The 17,069-nt window shown below is 66.5% G+C and carries 13 protein-coding genes; 7 read left to right on the top strand and 6 right to left on the bottom strand.

Annotation, left to right across the window (positions count from 1 at the left end; genetic code table 11):
- Positions 1-265 (bottom strand): PQQ-dependent sugar dehydrogenase (locus AC07YS_RS17865; RefSeq protein WP_495275722.1); only part of this gene is annotated, 265 nt, incomplete at its 3' end.
- Between the two features lie 241 nt (positions 266-506).
- On the opposite strand from AC07YS_RS17865, the gene AC07YS_RS17860 reads away from it, so the two are divergent.
- On the top strand, positions 507-1,082 hold the full coding sequence (locus tag AC07YS_RS17860) for a C40 family peptidase (RefSeq protein ID WP_062480809.1): 576 nt from the start codon (positions 507-509) through the stop codon (positions 1,080-1,082).
- A gap of 88 nt (positions 1,083-1,170) precedes the next feature.
- On the opposite strand, the gene lpdA is transcribed toward AC07YS_RS17860, so the two are convergent.
- The 4 genes from lpdA to aceE are packed head-to-tail and all read right to left on the bottom strand — an operon-like array spanning position 1,171 to position 8,027.
- Complete coding sequence (gene lpdA / locus AC07YS_RS17855; RefSeq protein ID WP_495268565.1) at positions 1,171-2,994, bottom strand: dihydrolipoyl dehydrogenase; 1,824 nt, start codon at positions 2,992-2,994, stop codon at positions 1,171-1,173.
- A complete protein-coding gene (locus AC07YS_RS17850; protein WP_095745669.1) occupies positions 2,991-3,584 on the bottom strand; it encodes an Ntn hydrolase family protein in 594 nt (197 codons plus the stop codon). The genes lpdA and AC07YS_RS17850 overlap by 4 nt, the downstream gene beginning before the upstream one ends.
- Complete coding sequence (gene aceF, locus AC07YS_RS17845; protein WP_495268566.1) at positions 3,581-5,248, bottom strand: dihydrolipoyllysine-residue acetyltransferase; 1,668 nt, start codon at positions 5,246-5,248, stop codon at positions 3,581-3,583. Before aceF ends, AC07YS_RS17850 begins: the two co-directional genes overlap by 4 nt.
- A 49-nt stretch (positions 5,249-5,297) precedes the next feature.
- Entirely contained in the window at positions 5,298-8,027 is a 2,730-nt protein-coding gene (gene aceE / locus AC07YS_RS17840) for a pyruvate dehydrogenase (acetyl-transferring), homodimeric type (protein WP_495268567.1), read from the bottom strand.
- A 183-nt stretch (positions 8,028-8,210) separates the two neighbouring features.
- Here aceE and AC07YS_RS17835 point away from each other — a divergent pair, with 183 nt between their 5' ends.
- The 5 genes from AC07YS_RS17835 (at position 8,211) to AC07YS_RS17815 (ending at position 15,182) form a co-directional block, all read left to right on the top strand.
- On the top strand, positions 8,211-10,751 hold the full coding sequence (locus AC07YS_RS17835; protein WP_062479933.1) for a PAS domain-containing sensor histidine kinase: 2,541 nt from the start codon (positions 8,211-8,213) through the stop codon (positions 10,749-10,751).
- A complete protein-coding gene (locus AC07YS_RS17830; RefSeq protein ID WP_056580071.1) occupies positions 10,748-11,383 on the top strand; it encodes a response regulator transcription factor in 636 nt (211 codons plus the stop codon). Before AC07YS_RS17835 ends, AC07YS_RS17830 begins: the two co-directional genes overlap by 4 nt.
- 80 nt (positions 11,384-11,463) lie before the next feature.
- Entirely contained in the window at positions 11,464-12,315 is an 852-nt protein-coding gene (folD, locus tag AC07YS_RS17825; protein WP_495268568.1) for a bifunctional methylenetetrahydrofolate dehydrogenase/methenyltetrahydrofolate cyclohydrolase FolD, read from the top strand.
- Between the two features lie 129 nt (positions 12,316-12,444).
- Entirely contained in the window at positions 12,445-14,493 is a 2,049-nt protein-coding gene (locus AC07YS_RS17820; RefSeq protein ID WP_495268569.1) for a M3 family metallopeptidase, read from the top strand.
- Between the two features lie 59 nt (positions 14,494-14,552).
- The gene (locus AC07YS_RS17815; protein ID WP_495268570.1) at positions 14,553-15,182 is read left to right on the top strand and encodes a glutaredoxin family protein; all 630 of its coding nucleotides are present in this window, start codon (positions 14,553-14,555) and stop codon (positions 15,180-15,182) included.
- A gap of 49 nt (positions 15,183-15,231) precedes the next feature.
- Here AC07YS_RS17815 and rpiA read toward each other — a convergent pair whose 3' ends face one another.
- Complete coding sequence (gene rpiA, locus AC07YS_RS17810) at positions 15,232-15,936, bottom strand: ribose-5-phosphate isomerase RpiA (protein ID WP_095745673.1); 705 nt, start codon at positions 15,934-15,936, stop codon at positions 15,232-15,234.
- Positions 15,937-15,976: 40 nt separating this feature from the next.
- Between rpiA and AC07YS_RS17805 the strand changes: the two genes are divergently transcribed.
- Positions 15,977-17,056, top strand: coding sequence for a quinone-dependent dihydroorotate dehydrogenase (locus AC07YS_RS17805; RefSeq protein WP_495268571.1), 1,080 nt, complete (start codon positions 15,977-15,979; stop codon positions 17,054-17,056).
- Positions 17,057-17,069 lie beyond the last annotated feature (13 nt).

The raw sequence follows: 17,069 nt of genomic DNA, 5'->3' as shown, positions 1-17,069 counted from the left end.
CGCCCTGCCCGCCCGCCGCGATGGGCGGCAGGCCCTGGATCGGCGCGCCCAGCTTGCCGTCGGCCGCCACCAGCCGCAGGCGCCCCGGCTTCTCGGTGACCACGAAACGGCCCTCCGGCAGGAAGGCGACGCCCCAGGGGTTCTCAAGACCCGAGGCGACGGTTTCGGTGCGCACCTGCGCCGTGGCCGCGCCAGCCAGGCCACACCCCGCGAGCACCAAGAGGCTTCCCAGGGAGCGAAGAAAGGAGCGATTTCGCAAGTTCATGAAGATTTCCTGAATTTGAGGCCATCTTGACAACAAATGGAATGCATATGTCGACTTTTAAGACTTCGAAGTCATATCAACCGAGATGTTTACATTCGAATCCTTATGCCGCATAAACGTTCACCGTTACATTTTTTCTTCCGCCGGATCGAAAAAGTCTATGTAAATCAATGGTTTACGCACGCATTCAACAATTCAGATTAAATTGACATAACTGCGCGTCATCAATATCCTACGCGCCATGCGTTTTTTCGTCCTACCCGTATCCCTCCTGTTCGCCGTGGCTGTCCACGCCGCCCCCCCTCAACAGGATCGATCGGATGAGATGGACCGAATCCTTGCCGAACGCGGCCTGGTCGGCCAGTTCCATCAGGTTCGCCAGACCGTCGCAGAGCGCACGTCCGACCTCGTCGTGACCGCCATCGGCTTCCTCGGCGTCCCCTACCGCCGCGGCGGCAACACCGCCGAATCCGGCTTCGATTGCAGCGGCTTCGTCCGCGCCATGTACAACCAGACGGTGGGCCACGTGCTCCCGCGCCGCGCCGAAGAACAGGCCGCCGCCACCGAGAAGATCGACCGCAGCCAGCTCAAGCCCGGCGACCTCGTGTTCTTCAACACCATGCGCCGCACCTTCAGCCACGTCGGCATCTACGTCGGCGAAGGCAAGTTCATCCATTCCCCCCGCTCCGGTGCCCAGGTCCGTGTCGAAGACATGAACGGCAGCTACTGGCAGCGCCGCTTCGACGGCGCCCGCCGCGTGCTCAGCGGCCAGGGCGACGAGGTCAAGGCGGCGGCTATGGGCACCGCCAGCGACTGATTCGATTTCCCCGAATCCCGGACGAAAAAAATCCCGCCTCGGCGGGATTTTTTGTGGGCGCCAGTTCGGCGCCCTTCTTATATGTCGCTCAGGCCTTCTTCGCCGGCGGCAGGTCCGTGCAGGTGCCGTGCGCCACTTCCGCCGCCATGCCGATGCTTTCGCCCAGCGTCGGGTGCGGGTGGATGGTCTTGCCGATGTCGATCTCGTCCGCGCCCATCTCGATGGCCAGCGCGATCTCGCCGATCATGTCGCCGGCATGCGTGCCGACGATGCCGCCACCCAGGATGCGGTGCGTCTCGGCGTCGAACAGCAGCTTGGTGAAGCCTTCGTCGCGGCCGTTGGCGATGGCGCGGCCCGATGCGGTCCACGGGAAGTGGCCCTTCTTGACCTTGATGCCTTCAGCCTTGGCCTGGTCTTCCGTGAGGCCGACCCATGCCACTTCGGGGTCGGTGTAGGCCACGCTGGGGATCACGCGGGCGTTGAAGGCGGCGCTGGACAGCTCCTTGTCGCCCTTCTGCTCGCCGGCGATCACTTCAGCCGCCACATGCGCCTCGTGCACCGCCTTGTGCGCCAGCATGGGCTGACCCACGATGTCGCCGATGGCGAAGATGTGGGGCACGTTGGTGCGCATCTGGATGTCGACCGGAATGAAGCCGCGGTCGCTCACCGTGATGCCGGCCTTCTCGGCGCCGATCTTCCTGCCGTTCGGGCTGCGGCCCACGGCCTGCAGCACGAGGTCGTACACCTGCGGTTCCTTCGGCGCATTCTCGCCCTCGAAGGTGACCTTGATGCCTTCCTTCGTGGCTTCGGCTCCGACCGTCTTGGTCTTGAGCATGATGTTGTCAAAGCGCGGCGCGTTCATCTTCTGCCAGACCTTCACGAGGTCGCGGTCGGCGCCCTGCATGAGGCCGTCGAGCATCTCGACCACATCGAGGCGCGCGCCCAGCGTCGAATACACCGTGCCCATTTCGAGGCCGATGATGCCGCCGCCCAGCACCAGCATGCGCTTGGGGTCGGTGCCCATCTCGAGCGCGCCGGTCGAGTCGACCACGCGCGAGTCCTTCGGCATGAAGGGCAGGCTCACCGACTGCGAGCCGGCCGCGATGATCGCGTTGCGGAACTTGACAGTCTGCTTCTTGCCCGTGGTGTCCCAGCTCGTGCCGGAGGTCTCTTCGACTTCCAGATGGTGCGGGTCGATGAAGTTGCCGACGCCGCGCAGCACCGTCACCTTGCGCATCTTGGCCATCGCCGTGAGGCCGCCGGTGAGCTTGCCCACCACCTTGTTCTTGTGGCCGAGCAGCTTGGCGCGGTCGACCGTGGGCGCGGCGAAGCTCACGCCCAGGTCGGCGAAGTGCTTGACCTCGTCCATGACGGAAGCGACGTGCAGCAGCGCCTTCGACGGAATGCAGCCGACGTTCAGGCACACGCCGCCGAGGGTGGCGTAGCGTTCGATCAGCACGACCTTCAGGCCGAGGTCGGCCGCGCGGAAGGCCGCCGAATAGCCGCCGGGGCCGGCGCCCAGCACGACCACGTCGCACTCGACATCGACCTTGCCGCCGTAGCTGGACACCACCACGGACGCTGCCGCGGCAGGGGCCGGTGCGGCCGCCTTGGGTGCAGGCGCAGCTGCCGCCGGTGCGGGTGCTGCAGCAGCCGGCGCGGCCGCAGCGGCCCCGTCGACTTCGAGCGTCAGCACGACCGAGCCTTCCTTGACCTTGTCGCCCACCTTCACGGCCAGCGACTTCACCACGCCGGCGGCCGACGAGGGAATCTCCATCGAGGCCTTGTCCGATTCGACCGTGATGAGCGACTGCTCGGCCTTGACCGTGTCGCCGACGTTGACCAGCACCTCGATCACCGCGACTTCGTCGAAGTCGCCGATGTCCGGCACCTTGATGTGTTGTTCGCTCATTTGGACACTTTCAGTTTGAGTGTGAGAACGTCGGCCGGCAGGGCCGAATTGCGATCGAATTCGCAGGCGGCGGCGATGCCCGCCTCCGCCACGTCGCGCGCGTTGCGCGACTTGTTGTCATAGGCCGCGTGCATGGCGCCGAGCGCGAAGCTGCGTCCCGAGCCGATGGCCCAGTACTGCTTGAACTCGAACACCTCGCGGTAGCTGTAGATGCCGTAGATGCCGCTCGGATTGGCCAGCAGCATGGTGAACTGGCTCGACTCGTAGGGCTCGTGCTCGTCTTCCTTGGTCTGCATGAAGAACGAGTCCTTCAGCACCGGATGCAGCTGCGTGAAGGTGTGGAACACCTCGTGCTTGCTGCCGAACTGCAGCGCCTCGCGCGGCTGGGCCGCCAGCGCATGCTGGAGCACCAGCTGGTGCGCGGCGGCGCCCGCCACCGCGAACAGGCTCTGGCCCGCGGCATCCTCGACGGTGAAGATCTTCTGGTTCGCTTCGGCGTTGTGCGACATGCGCGTGTCGCCGAAGGTCACCAGCGAATCTGCCGCCATCGTGACCTGGCCGCCTTTGCGGACGGCCACTACGGTGGTCATAGCAGGATGCGGCGGTAGTCTGCGAGCACTTGCCCCAGGTAGGCGTTGAAACGCGCAGCCAGGGCGCCATCGATCACGCGGTGGTCGTACGACAGCGACAGCGGCAGCGTGAGACGCGGCACGAACTGCTTGCCGTCCCACACCGGCTTCATCTGGCCCTTGGAGAGGCCGAGGATGGCCACTTCGGGGGCGTTGATGATGGGCGTGAAGTGCGTGCCACCGATGCCGCCGAGCGAGCTGATCGAGAAGCAGCCGCCCTGCATGTCGGCCGAGCCGAGCTTGCCGTCGCGCGCCTTCTTGGCGAGTTCGCCCATCTCGGCGCTGATCTGCAGGATGCCCTTCTTGTCGGCATCTTTCAGCACCGGCACCACGAGCCCGTTGGGCGTGTCGGCCGCGAAGCCGATGTTGTAGTACTGCTTGTAGACGAGCTGGTCGCCGTCCAGGCTGGTGTTGAAGTCGGGGAACTTCTTCAGCGCCGCGACCACCGCCTTGATCACGAAGGCGAGCATCGTGACCTTGATGCCCGACTTCTCGTTCTCCTTGTTGGTGGAGACGCGGAAGGCCTCGAGCTCGGTGATGTCGGCTTCGTCGTTGTTGGTGACGTGCGGGATCATCACCCAGTTGCGGTGCAGGTTCGCGCCGCTGAGCTTCTTGATGCGCGACAGGTCCTTGCGCTCGACGGTGCCGAACTTCGTGAAGTCGACCTTCGGCCACGGGATGAGGCCCAGCGCCGCGCCGTCGCCACCACCACCGGCCGGCGCCTTGGCCGCCGAGGCCTTGGTGCTGGCCTGGCCGCTCATCACGGCCTTGGTGAAGTTCTGGACGTCTTCCTGCGTGATGCGGCCCTTGAGGCCGGAACCCTTGACCTCTTCGAGCGGCACGCCGAGTTCGCGTGCGAACTTGCGCACCGAGGGCGAGGCGTGCGGCAGGCTGCCGGTGGGCGCCGACGTCGGCTGGTGGGCCGGGGCGGCTGCAGCAGGTGCTGCGGCGGCCGGTGCAGGAGCGCTGGCGGTTGCAGCGGCGGGCGCGGCAGCGGCGGCCTGTGCCGGCGCGGGCGCCAATGCAGGTGCCGCGGCACCTGCGGCGCCTTCGAGCACCGCGATCAGGTCGCCGATGTTGACGGTGTCGCCGACCTTGACCTTGAGTTCCTTCAGCACGCCGGCAGCCGACGACGGGATTTCCATCGAGGCCTTGTCCGACTCCACCGTGATCAGCGACTGCTCGGCGGCGATGGTGTCACCCACCTTCACCAGCAGCTCGATGACCGCGACGTCCTTGAAGTCGCCGATGTCCGGCACCTTGATGTCGACCGGGCCCGAGGCTGCCGGTGCGGCTGCGGGTGCAGCAGCCACCGGTGCAGGCGCTGCGGCAGCAGGTGCCGCCGCAGCAGGCGCAGCGGCCGGCGCCGGGGCGGCGGCAGCCGCGCCCTCGGCCTCGACCACCAGCACCACCGAGCCTTCCTTGACCTTGTCGCCCACAGCGACCTTGATTTCCTTGACCACACCGGCCGTGGACGACGGGATTTCCATCGACGCCTTGTCCGATTCGACCGTGATGAGCGACTGTTCGGCCTTGACCGTGTCGCCCACCTTCACGAGCACCTCGATCACCGCGACTTCATCGAAATCGCCGATGTCCGGCACCTTCACTTCCACTGCTGCCATATCGTTGTCTCCCGCCGTCAGGCGCCGTTCGTTCGTTGGTTGTTGATGTTCAAGCGTAAAGCGGGTTGACCTTGTCGACATTGATGCCGTACTTCTTGATCGCTTCCACCACCTTGGCTACCGGCACGGTGCCATCTTCGCTCAGCGCCTTGAGCGCGGCCACGACGATGTAGTGACGATTGATCTCAAAGTGTTCGCGCAGCTTGGCGCGGAAGTCGCTGCGGCCGAAACCGTCGGTGCCCAGCACCTTGTAGTTGCGGCCCTTCGGCACGAACGGACGGATCTGCTCGGCGTAGGCCTTCATGTAGTCGGTCGAGGCGATCACCGGGCCGGTCGAGGCACCGAGCTGCTCGGCCACGAAGGGCACGCGCGGCGTCTGGTCGGGGTGCAGCAGGTTCCAGCGGTCGGCGTCCTGGCCGTCGCGGGTCAGCTCGTTGAAGCTCGGGCAGCTCCACACCGAAGCCGACACGCCCCACTCCTTCTCGAGCAGTTCCTGTGCGGCAAAGCTCTCGCGCAGGATGGTGCCGCTGCCCAGCAGTTGCACGGTCGGTGCTTCCTTGGCGCCCTTGGCGGCCTTGACCACAGGGCCCTGCTTGGACAGGTACATGCCCTTGATGATCTGCTCTTCGGTGCCGGGCTGCAGGCCGGGCATCGCGTAGTTCTCGTTGAGCAGCGTCAGGTAGTAGTAGACGTTGTCCTGCTTCTCGACCATGCGCTTGAGGCCGTGGTGCAGGATCACGCCGACTTCGTGCGCGAAGGTCGGGTCGTAGCTCACGCAGTTCGGGATGGTGTTGGCCAGGATGTGGCTGTGGCCGTCTTCGTGCTGCAGGCCTTCGCCGTTCAGCGTGGTGCGTCCCGAGGTGCCGCCCAGCAGGAAGCCGCGGGCCTGCATGTCGCCGGCCGCCCAGGCCAGGTCGCCGATGCGCTGGAAGCCGAACATCGAGTAGTACACGTAGAACGGCACCATGATGCGGTTGTTCGTGCTGTACGAGGTGGCCGCCGCGATCCAGCTGGACATGCCGCCGGCTTCGTTGATGCCCTCTTGCAGGATCTGGCCGGCCTTGTCTTCCTTGTAGTACATGACCTGGTCCTTGTCGACCGGGGTGTACTGCTGACCGTGCGGGTTGTAGATGCCGATCTGGCGGAACAAACCTTCCATGCCGAAGGTGCGAGCCTCGTCCACCAGGATGGGTACGACGCGCGGGCCCAGGGCCTTGTCGCGCAGCAGCTGCGTGAGGAAGCGCACGTAGGCTTGCGTGGTCGAGATCTCGCGGCCTTCGGCCGTGGGCTCCATCACTGCCTTGAAGGTGTCGAGCGAGGGCACCGTGAAGCTCTCGTCGGCCTTCACGCGGCGATGCGGCAGGTAGCCGCCCAGGGCCTTGCGGCGCTCGTGCAGGTAGCGCATTTCCGGCGTGTCGTCGGCCGGCTTGTAGAACGGCAGCTCAGCGATCTGGCTGTCGGGAATCGGGATGTTGAAGCGGTCGCGGAAGGCCTTGATGTCCTCGTCGCCGAGCTTCTTGGTCTGGTGGACCGTGTTCTTGCCTTCGCCGATCTTGCCCATGCCGAAGCCCTTGACGGTCTTGACGAGCAGCACCGAGGGCTGGCCCTTGTGGTTCTGGGCGGCGTGGAAGGCGGCGTACACCTTCTGCGAATCGTGGCCGCCGCGCTGCAGGTTCCAAACCTCGTCGTCGGTCAGGTGCTCGACCATCTTCAGCGTGCGCGGGTCGCGGCCGAAGAAGTTCTTGCGCACGTAGGCGCCGTCGTTGGCCTTGAACGACTGGTAGTCGCCGTCGTTGCACTCCATCATGATCTTGCGCAGCGCGCCGTCATGGTCCTTCTCTAGCAGGGCGTCCCAGCCCTTGCCCCAGATGAGCTTGATGACGTTCCAGTTGGCGCCGCGGAACTCGCCTTCGAGCTCCTGGATGATCTTGCCGTTGCCGCGCACCGGGCCGTCCAGGCGCTGCAGGTTGCAGTTGATGACGAAGATCAGGTTGTCGAGGTTCTCGCGCGCGGCCAGGCCGATGGCGCCGAGCGATTCGACTTCGTCCATTTCGCCGTCGCCACAGAACACCCAGACCTTGCGGCTCTCGGTGTTGGCAATGCCGCGGGCGTGCAGGTACTTCAGGAAGCGCGCCTGGTAGATCGCCATCAGCGGGCCCAGGCCCATCGACACCGTGGGGAACTGCCAGAACTCGGGCATCAGCTTGGGGTGCGGGTAGCTCGACAGGCCCTTGCCGTCCACTTCCTGGCGGAAGTTGAGCAGCTGGTCTTCGGAGAGGCGGCCTTCCAGGTAGGCGCGGGCATAGATGCCGGGCGACACGTGGCCCTGGATGTACAGCAGGTCGCCGCCGTGGTTGTCGCTCTCGGCGTGCCAGAAGTGGTTGAAGCCGGCGCCGAACATGCTGGCCAGCGAGGCGAAGGAACCGATGTGGCCGCCCAGGTCACCGCCTTCGGGCGGGTGGATGCGGTTGGCCTTGACCACCATGGCCATGGCGTTCCAGCGCATGTAGGCGCGCAGGCGCTGTTCGATCTCGAGGTTGCCGGGGCTGCGGGCTTCCACGCCCGGCTCGATGGTGTTCACGTAGCCGGTGTTGGCCGAGAACGGCATGTCGACGCTGTTCTGGCGCGCATGTTCGAGCAGTTGTTCGAGCAGGAAGTGCGCCCGCTCGGGCCCTTCGCTCTGGATGACGGAAGACAGTGCATCCATCCATTCACGCGTCTCCTGGGCGTCCGCATCGTTTGCGGCCGAGCCGAACAGGTTCTCGGGATTTGCCGACATGCTTGTCTCTCCTTTTAGGGCTGTGGCTGTAATTTAGTGCGCTGGGCACCGAGCGCGCCGGAGTTTCGCATAGAAGTTTCCCTATTTCAAATAGTGCTTGTTGATTTCTTATTATGAAATATCAAGGAGGCACGTCCCCGGCAGGGCCTCTTCGCCAAGAGGGCCATCACCTAAACTCCGCCCATGCCCCTTTCCTCCCCGCTCGCGGTCGCCCGCAGTGCCGTCAAAGCCTCGCCGCTGTCCTGGTGGCGCACGTGGTGGCGCAAGCAGACACCGGTGCTGCAGGACGCCGTCGCGATGCTCGCGCCGATGGCGGCCGTGCTGCTGTTTCTCGCGGCCATCGTGTCGGCGTTCTGGTACCTGCGCTCCGAAGAAGTCGAGCGCGAGCAGGAGTCGGTACGGCGCGATGTCGAGTACGCGCAACAGCGCATGCGCCTGCGTTTGCTGGAGCGGCAGGAACAGCTGATGCGCATCGCGCGCGACGCCTCCAACCGCGAGATCGATCCGGTCGAGTTCACGAGCCGCGCCGAATCGCTGGTGAGCCAGTTCCCCGAGCTGCAGACCATCAGCTGGATCGACGACCGCCGCCGTTTCAAGGCCGGCTATGCCGCGCCCAGCGTGCATCCGGCGCAACAGCACCTGATCGGCGACGTGCTGCGCCCCGGCGACATCGAAAGCAACTACGCGCTGGCGCGCGAACTGCGCCAGCCGGTGTACTCGCAACCCGTGGCCGGCGGCGAGCCGGCCGCGATGCTGCAGCTGCACATCCCGCTGTTCGACCAGGGCCTGTTCGCGGGCGTCGTGCTCGGCGAGTTCTCCATCGACGGCCTGCTGCGCTACGGCATGCCTTCCGAGGTGCAGGCGCGCTATGCCGTCTCGCTGCTCGACGCCAAGGGCAACGTCATCGCCGGCAACACCACGCCGCTGAAGAACAGCGGCACCCGCCTGCTGCCCTGGACCGAAGCCACCAACGAATACGAAGTGCCGGTGTCGCCCGTAGGCAATGCGCTGATGCTGCGCGCGCAGGCCTACCGCACCTCGCAGGGCGTGGTAGGCAACGGCCTCTTCTGGCTCGTGTGCGCCCTCAGCGTGATGACCAGCTGGATGCTGATCGGCACCTGGCGTCACACGCGGCGCCGCCTGCAGGCGCAGCAGCGGCTCGTGGCCGAGACCAACTTCCGCCGCGCGATGGAAAACTCCATGCTCACCGGCATGCGCGTGCTCGACCTGCAAGGCCGCATCACCTACGTGAACGCCGCGTTCTGCGCCATGACGGGCTGGAGCGAAGACGAACTCGTCGGCCAGACGCCGCCCTTCCCCTACTGGCTCGAATCCGACCGCGAGGTGATGAACGAGCGCCTCGAAGAAGAACTGCACGGCCGCGCCCTGCCCGGCGGCTTCCAGGTGCGCGTGAAGCGCAAGAACGGCAGCGTGTTCAACGCACGCCTGTATGTGTCGCCGCTGATCGACGCGCGCGGCCACCAGACCGGCTGGATGACGTCGATGACCGACATCACCGAACCGACGCGCATCCGCGAGCAGCTGTCCGCCTCGTACGAACGCTTCACCACCGTGCTCGAAGCGCTCGACGCCGCCGTGTCGGTGGCGCCCATCGGCAGCGAGGAGCTACTGTTCGCCAACAAGCTGTACCGCCTGTGGTTCGGCTCCGACACCGTGGGCCACCTGGGCATGGTGGCGCAAGCCGGCGTGCCGCCGTCGAACGCGCACGACGAGGGCCTGGACGACGTCGACCCCTACGCCGGCCTGCCCATCGACACCCTCACCGCCGCCCAGACCGCGAACAACGAGATCTTCGTGCCGCACCTGGGCAAATGGCTCGAGGTGCGCTCGCGCTACCTGACCTGGGTCGACGGGCGGCTGGCGCAGCTGGTGATCGCCACCGACATCACGCCGCGCCGCGACGCCGAAGAGCAGGCCGCTGCGCAGGCCGACAAGGCCCAGGCCGCGAGCCGCCTGATCACCATGGGCGAAATGGCCTCGAGCGTGGCGCACGAGCTCAACCAGCCGCTCACGGCCATTGCCAACTACTGCAACGGGATGATGTCGCGCATCAAGGGCCAGACGATCGACAACGACGCCCTGCTCGCCGCGCTCGAGAAAACCTCGAAGCAGGCGCAGCGCGCGGGCCAGATCATCCAGCGCATCCGCTCCTTCGTGAAACGCAGCGAACCCAACCGCACGCCGGCCGATGTCGCCACCATGGTGAGCGAGGCGGTCGAACTCGCGGGCATCGAGCTGCGCCGGCGCAACGTGCGCCTGAACCACTACGTGGCCGCGCGGCTGCCGGTGGTGCGCGTCGACCCGATCCTCATCGAGCAGGTGATGGTCAACCTGCTGAAGAACGCGGCCGAATCCATCGACATCGCCGACCGCCCGCTGGCGCGCCGCAGCGTCGAGCTGCGCGTGCTGCCCAAGGTGATCGAGGGGCACAATGCCATCGAGTTCTCGGTGCAGGACACGGGCAAGGGCCTCTCGCCCGAGGTCATGGACCGGCTCTACGAGGCCTTCTTCTCCACCAAGCCCGAGGGCATGGGCATCGGGCTCAACCTGTGCCGCACCATCGTCGAGTCGCACCGCGGCCGGATGCAGGCGGAGAACATCTACAATGGCCCGGATGTGATCGGATGCCGTTTTTCCTTCTGGATTCCGGTGTTGGACGCTATCAGTTCCGTAGCAAGCGACGAGGCAAAGGTACCTGCATGAGTTTGATTCCGAAGAAGGGCACGGTCTATGTCGTCGATGACGACGAAGCCGTACGCGATTCGCTGCAATGGCTGCTCGAAGGCAAGGACTACAGAGTCCGCTGTTTCGAGTCCGCCGAATCCTTTCTCTCCCGATACGACCCGCGCGAAGTCGCCTGTCTGATCGTCGATATCCGCATGGCCGGCATGACCGGCCTCGAATTGCAGGATCGGCTGATCGAACGGCGTTCTCCGTTGCCGATCGTGGTCATCACCGGCCACGGCGACGTGCCGATGGCGGTCGACAGCATGAAGAAGGGCGCGATGGATTTCATCCAGAAGCCCTTCAACGACGAAGAGTTGGTGTCGCTGGTCGAGCGCATGCTCGAACACGCACGCGGCGCCTTCACGCAGCACCAGCAGTCGGCCAGCCGCGACGCGCTGCTGTCCAAGCTCACGGGCCGCGAGGCGCAGGTGCTCGAGCGCATCGTCGCCGGCCGCCTGAACAAGCAGATCGCCGACGACCTGGGCATCAGCATCAAGACGGTGGAGGCGCACCGCGCCAACATCATGGAAAAGCTCAACGCCAACACCGTGGCCGATCTGCTCAAGATCGCGCTCGGGCAAGCGGCCCCAGCCGCCAAGGCCTCCTGAGCTGCCGCTATCCCTGCGATAGCCACGCACCTTCCCCACGCCTGCGCAAGCGGGCGTTTTTACTTGGAAAATCAAAACCGATGACCGCCCAACTGATCGACGGCAACGCCCTCGCCAAAACCATCCGCGCCGAGGTGTCCGGCCGCACCGCTGCGCTGAAGGCCCGCGGCGTGAACCCGGCCCTGTCCATCATCCTGGTGGGCAGCGATCCGGCGAGCCAGGTCTACACCAAGCACAAGGTCAACGACAGCACCGAGACCGGCCTCTCGGCCACCCTCGAGACCTACCCCGCCGACCTGAGCGAGGCCGACCTGCTGGCGCGCATCCGCGCCCTCAACGACGACCCCAAGGTGCACGGCATCCTCGTTCAGTTGCCGCTGCCCAAGCACATGGACAGCCAGAAGGTCATCGAGACCATCTCGCCCGCCAAGGACGTCGACGGCTTCCACGTGGCCAGCGCCGGCGCACTGATGACCGGCGCTCCGGGCTTCTGGCCCTGCACGCCGCACGGCTGCATGAAGATGCTCGAATCGATCGGCTACGACCTGCGCGGCAAGCATGCCGTGGTCATCGGCCGCAGCAACATCGTCGGCAAGCCGATGGCCATGATGCTGCTGGCCAAGAGCGCCACCGTCACCATCTGCCACAGCGCCACGAAAGACCTGGGCGCCCTCACGCGCCAGGCCGACGTGGTCGTCGCCGCCGTGGGCAAGCTCGACCTGCTGACCGCCAACATGGTCAAGCCCGGCGCCGTCGTCATCGACGTGGGCATGAACCGCAAGGCCGACGGCAAGCTGGCCGGCGACGTCGATTTCGACGGCGTGAAGGAAGTGGCCGGTTGGATCACCCCCGTGCCCGGCGGCGTCGGCCCCATGACGCGCGCGATGCTTCTGGTCAACACCCTTGAAGCGGCCGAACGCGCCGCAAGATAAGAACCACCCCGTTGTTGGCTCACTGCGTGTAGCCGCCTCCCCCTCAAGGGGCACCACCGGCGGCCCGGCAAAGCCGGTTCCGCGGTGGTTCCCGAAATGGCTTCGCTACGCTCGCCCAGGATCTTTCACATGACCAATCCGCTCCTCGACTTCACCGACCTCCCCCTGTTCGACCGCATCAAGCCCGAACACGTGTCGCCCGCGGTCGACGCGCTGCTGGCCGATGCCGAGGCCGCGCTGCAGACGGTGACAGCGCCCGAATTCCCGGCCGACTGGATCGCGATCTCCAAGGTGCTCGACGTGGCCTCCGAACGCTTCAGCCGCGCCTGGGGCGCCGTGGGCCACCTCAACGCCGTGGCCGACACCCCCGAGTTGCGCGCCGCCTACAACGAGGCCATGCCGCGCGTCACCGCCTTCTGGACGCGCCTGGGTTCCGACGAGCGCCTGTATGCCAAGTACAAGGCCATCGACCCGGCCACGCTCAACCCCGAACAGCGCCAGGCGCACAAGAATGCCGTGCGCAACTTCGTGCTCGGCGGCGCCGAGCTGCAGGGCGAGGCCAAGCAGCGCTTTGCCGACATCCAGGAACGCCAGGCCGAGCTGAGCCAGAAGTTCAGCGAGAACGCCCTCGATGCCACCGACGCCTTCGCGCACTACGCGCAGCTGGGTGAGCTCGACGGCGTGCCTGAAGACGTGGTGAGCGCCGCACGCGCAGCCGCCGAGGCCGAAGGCAAGCAAGGCTACAAGCTCACGCTCAAGATGCCGTGCTACCTGCCGGTGATGCAGTTCGCCAAGAGCAGTGCACTGCGCGAAACCCTGTACCGCGCCTACGTCACGCGCGCCAGCGAACTCGGCGATCCGAAGTTCGACAACACCGCGCTCATCACCGAGATTCTCGCGCTGCGCGAGGAAGAATCGAAGCTGCTGGGCTACAAGAATTTTGGCGAACTCTCGGTCGTGCCCAAGATGGCCGAATCGCCCGAGCAGGTCGTCAAGTTCCTGCGCGACCTCGCCGCCAAGGCCAAGCCCTACGGCGAGCGCGACCTGGCCGACCTGCGCGCCTTCGCGGCGGAACAGCTGAACCTCGTCGACCCGCAGGCCTGGGACTGGACCTACGTGGGCGAGAAGCTCAAGGAGGCGCGCTACGCCTTCAGCGAGCAGGAGGTGAAGCAGTACTTCCCGGCGCCGAAGGTGATGGCCGGCCTGTTCAAGATCGTCGAGACACTGTTCGAAGTGTCGATCCGCCGCGACAGCGCGCCCACCTGGCACCCGAGCGTCGAGTTCTACCGCATCGAACGTGGCGGCCAGAAGGTCGGCCAGTTCTACCTCGACCCTTCCGCCCGCGCCGCCAAGCGCGGCGGCGCCTGGATGGACGACGTGCGCGCCCGCTGGTTGCGCCCCGACGACGGCGTGCTGCAAACGCCCGTGGCGCAGCTGGTGTGCAACTTCGCCAGCGGCGTCGACGGCAAGCCGCCGCTGCTCACGCACGACGACGTGACCACCCTCTTCCACGAGTTCGGCCACGGCCTGCACCACATGCTCACGCAGGTGAACGAGCGCGACGTGTCGGGCATCAGCGGCGTCGAGTGGGACGCGGTCGAGCTGCCGAGCCAGTTCATGGAAAACTTCTGCTGGGAGTGGGACGTGCTCGCCCACATGACGGCCCACGTCGACACCGGCGAGCCGCTGCCGCGCGCGCTGTTCGACAAGATGACCGCCGCCAAGAACTTCCAGAGCGGGCTGCAGACGCTGCGCCAGATCGAGTTCTCGCTGTTCGACATGCTGCTGCACACCGAGCACCAGGCTGCCGCCGCCGCACCGGGCGCCGTGATGGCGCTGCTCGGCCAGGTGCGTGCCGAAGTGGCCGTGATGCCCTCGCCGCCGTTCAGCCGCACGCCGAACACCTTCAGCCACATCTTCTCGGGCGGCTATGCGGCCGGCTACTACAGCTACAAGTGGGCCGAGGTGCTGAGCGCCGACGCCTACGCGGCCTTCGAGGAAACCGTGGGCGCCGACGGCGAACCCAACATCGAGACCGGCCGCCGATACCGCCAGGCCATCCTGGAGGCCGGCGGCAGCCGCAGCGCCATGGATTCGTTCAAGGCCTTCCGGGGCCGCGAGCCGCAGCTTGATGCGCTGCTGCGACATCAGGGCATGGCTCAGGCACAGCCCGCTTGATACGGCGCTGAAGCTTGCGATACTCGGGAGATATGTATCCGACTTTTTACAAACTCCCGATGCGCGGCCTGATCGGCCTGGTCCTCGTGCTGTCGACCGCCAGCGTGCTGGCACAGGCGGTCTACCGCCAGGTCGACAAGAACGGCAAGGTCACGTTCTCGGACCAGCCCCCCGTCGTCACCAATGCGCCGACGGGCGGGCCCCAGCCGGCCGGCGTCAACGCGCCGGCCAACAGCGGGCTTCCCTACGAACTGCGCCAGGTGGCACAGCGCTACCCCGTCACGCTGTACAGCGGCGAAAGCTGCGGCCCCTGCAACGAGGCGCGCACGCTGCTCACCACGCGCGGCATTCCCTTCGAGGAACGCACCATCAAGAGCAACGAGGACGTCGACGCCCTGCAGCGCCTGAGCGGACAGAACGCGCTGCCGCTGCTGACCGTCGGGTCGCAGCAGCTCAAGGGCTTCTCGGACGTGGAATGGTCGCGCTACCTCGATGCGGCCGGCTATCCCAAGAGCAACAGCCTGCCCGCAGGCTATCGGCCGCCGGCTGCGCGCCCGCTCGTCGCGCAGCAGGCACCAGCGGCGGCGGCGCCCCGTGCGACCGACACGCCCCTGCAGCCGCCGAACCCCGCACCGGCACCACCCTCGAACGCGCCGGGCCCGAACAACCCGGCCGGCATCAAGTTCTAGGAACGACGGGGGCCCCGCCCCCGTGCTCCCCGTGTTGCATCGCCGCCGTTCAGCCGGCGAACTGCAACGTCTTCACGCCCGACGCCGTGCCCAGCAGGCACACGTCGGCCTTCTGGTGGGCGAAGACCCCCACCGTCACCACGCCGGGCCACTGGCTCACTTCGGATTCGAAGGCGCGCGGGTCGGTGATCCGCAAGCCGGTCACATCGACGATGTGCTGGCCGTTGTCGGTCACCAGCGGCAGGCCGTCTTTTTCGCGCACCTGGGCGATGCCGCCCAGGCCGGCGAACTGACGCATCACGCGGCGCACGGCCATCGGGATCACCTCCACCGGCAGCGGAAACGCGCCGAGCGTCTCGACCAGCTTGGAGGCGTCTGCGATGCAGACGAAGCGCTTGGACTGCGCCGCGACGATCTTCTCGCGCGTGAGCGCCGCGCCGCCGCCCTTCACCATGAAGCCCCGGTGGTCGATCTCGTCGGCGCCGTCGATGTAGACGGCCAGTTCTTCCACCTCGTTGCTGTCGAACACCGGAATGCCCAGCGCGCGCAGGCGCTCGGTGGACGCGACCGAACTGGAGACGGCGCCCTTGATCTCATCCTTGATCGTGGCCAGCGCGTCGATGAACTTGTTGACCGTGGAGCCGGTGCCCACGCCGACGATCTCGCCCTTGACCACGTAGGCCAGCGCGGCAAGGCCGACCTGGGCCTTGAGTTCATCCTGGGAAAGAGGGGTTGGGGAGGCGGGTGCGGTCATCGCGGAGAATCCTTGGCTCATTGAAGTCGAGAATTATCCGATGCCCCTGCTGTTGCCCTCTTCGCTCTATGGCCTGGCCCGCCCTTTTCTGTTCGGTTTCGACCCCGAGCACGCCCATGAAATCACCCTCGACGGGCTGGCCCGCACCCAGAACACGCCATTGGCCTGCGCCTACGCGGCGACGCGCGTCGAAGACCCGATCCAGCTCGCGGGCCTGAATTTCCCCAACCGCGTCGGCCTGGCCGCCGGGCTGGACAAGAACGCACGCTGCATCGACGCCTTCGCGGCCATGGGCTTCGGTTTCGTCGAGGTCGGCACGGTCACGCCCAAGGGCCAGCCCGGCAACCCGAAGCCGCGCATGTTCCGCCTGCCGCAGCGCGATGCACTGATCAACCGGCTCGGCTTCAACAACGAAGGGCTCGACGCCTTCCTGGCCAACGTGCAGAAGGCCCGTTTCCGCAAGCAGGCCGGCGCCGGCAAGTCGCCGATGCTGCTGGGCCTGAACATCGGCAAGAACGCGGCCACGCCGATCGAGCGCGCGGTGGACGACTACCTGGCCTGCCTGGACGGCGTCTATCCGCACGCGGACTACGTGACGATCAACATCTCCAGCCCCAACACGGCCAACCTGCGCTCGCTGCAGAGCGACGAAGCGCTCGACGCCCTGCTGGGCGCCGTGGCCGAGCGGCGTGAAGCGCTGGCCACGCGCCACGGCAAGCGCGCGCCGCTGTTCGTGAAGATCGCCCCCGACCTCGACGACGCGCAGGTCGCGGTGATCGCCGCCACGCTGCAGCGCCACGGCATGGACGGCGTGATCGCCACCAACACCACGCTCGCACGCGACGCGGTGGCCGGCCTGCCGCACGCGCAGGAAGCCGGAGGCCTCTCGGGCGCGCCGGTGCGCGAAGCCAGCAACCGCGTCATCGCGCAACTGCGCGCGGCACTGGGCAAGGACTTTCCGATCATCGGGGTGGGCGGCATCCTGAGTGCGGCGGATGCCAAGGCCAAGATCGCCGCGGGCGCGGACGTGGTGCAGATCTACACCGGCCTGATCTATCGCGGCCCCGGGCTGGTCCGCGAAACGGCCCAGGCGCTGCAGCGGGATCGCAGCAAGGCCTGAGCCGGTTCTTCGT

It is taken from the genome of Variovorax sp. GW458-11-26-14-LB1 (assembly GCF_059423965.1).
The sequence above is the reverse complement of the archived record's forward strand: the minus strand, read 5'-3'. Positions and strand labels throughout refer to the sequence as shown.

Excerpts from the sequence above, each read along its gene's own strand:
- AC07YS_RS17830 (WP_056580071.1), top strand. The coding sequence starts at position 10,748 with ATGAGTTTGATTCCGAAGAAGGGCACGGTCTATGTCGTCGATGACGAC.
- AC07YS_RS17835 (WP_062479933.1), top strand. The coding sequence starts at position 8,211 with ATGCCCCTTTCCTCCCCGCTCGCGGTCGCCCGCAGTGCCGTCAAAGCC.
- aceE (WP_495268567.1), bottom strand. The coding sequence starts at position 8,027 with ATGTCGGCAAATCCCGAGAACCTGTTCGGCTCGGCCGCAAACGATGCG.
- AC07YS_RS17815 (WP_495268570.1), top strand. The coding sequence starts at position 14,553 with ATGCGCGGCCTGATCGGCCTGGTCCTCGTGCTGTCGACCGCCAGCGTG.
- AC07YS_RS17860 (WP_062480809.1), top strand. The coding sequence starts at position 507 with ATGCGTTTTTTCGTCCTACCCGTATCCCTCCTGTTCGCCGTGGCTGTC.
- rpiA (WP_095745673.1), bottom strand. The coding sequence starts at position 15,936 with ATGACCGCACCCGCCTCCCCAACCCCTCTTTCCCAGGATGAACTCAAG.
- AC07YS_RS17805 (WP_495268571.1), top strand. The coding sequence starts at position 15,977 with ATGCCCCTGCTGTTGCCCTCTTCGCTCTATGGCCTGGCCCGCCCTTTT.
- folD (WP_495268568.1), top strand. The coding sequence starts at position 11,464 with ATGACCGCCCAACTGATCGACGGCAACGCCCTCGCCAAAACCATCCGC.
- AC07YS_RS17820 (WP_495268569.1), top strand. The coding sequence starts at position 12,445 with ATGACCAATCCGCTCCTCGACTTCACCGACCTCCCCCTGTTCGACCGC.
- AC07YS_RS17850 (WP_095745669.1), bottom strand. The coding sequence starts at position 3,584 with ATGACCACCGTAGTGGCCGTCCGCAAAGGCGGCCAGGTCACGATGGCG.
- aceF (WP_495268566.1), bottom strand. The coding sequence starts at position 5,248 with ATGGCAGCAGTGGAAGTGAAGGTGCCGGACATCGGCGATTTCGATGAA.
- lpdA (WP_495268565.1), bottom strand. The coding sequence starts at position 2,994 with ATGAGCGAACAACACATCAAGGTGCCGGACATCGGCGACTTCGACGAA.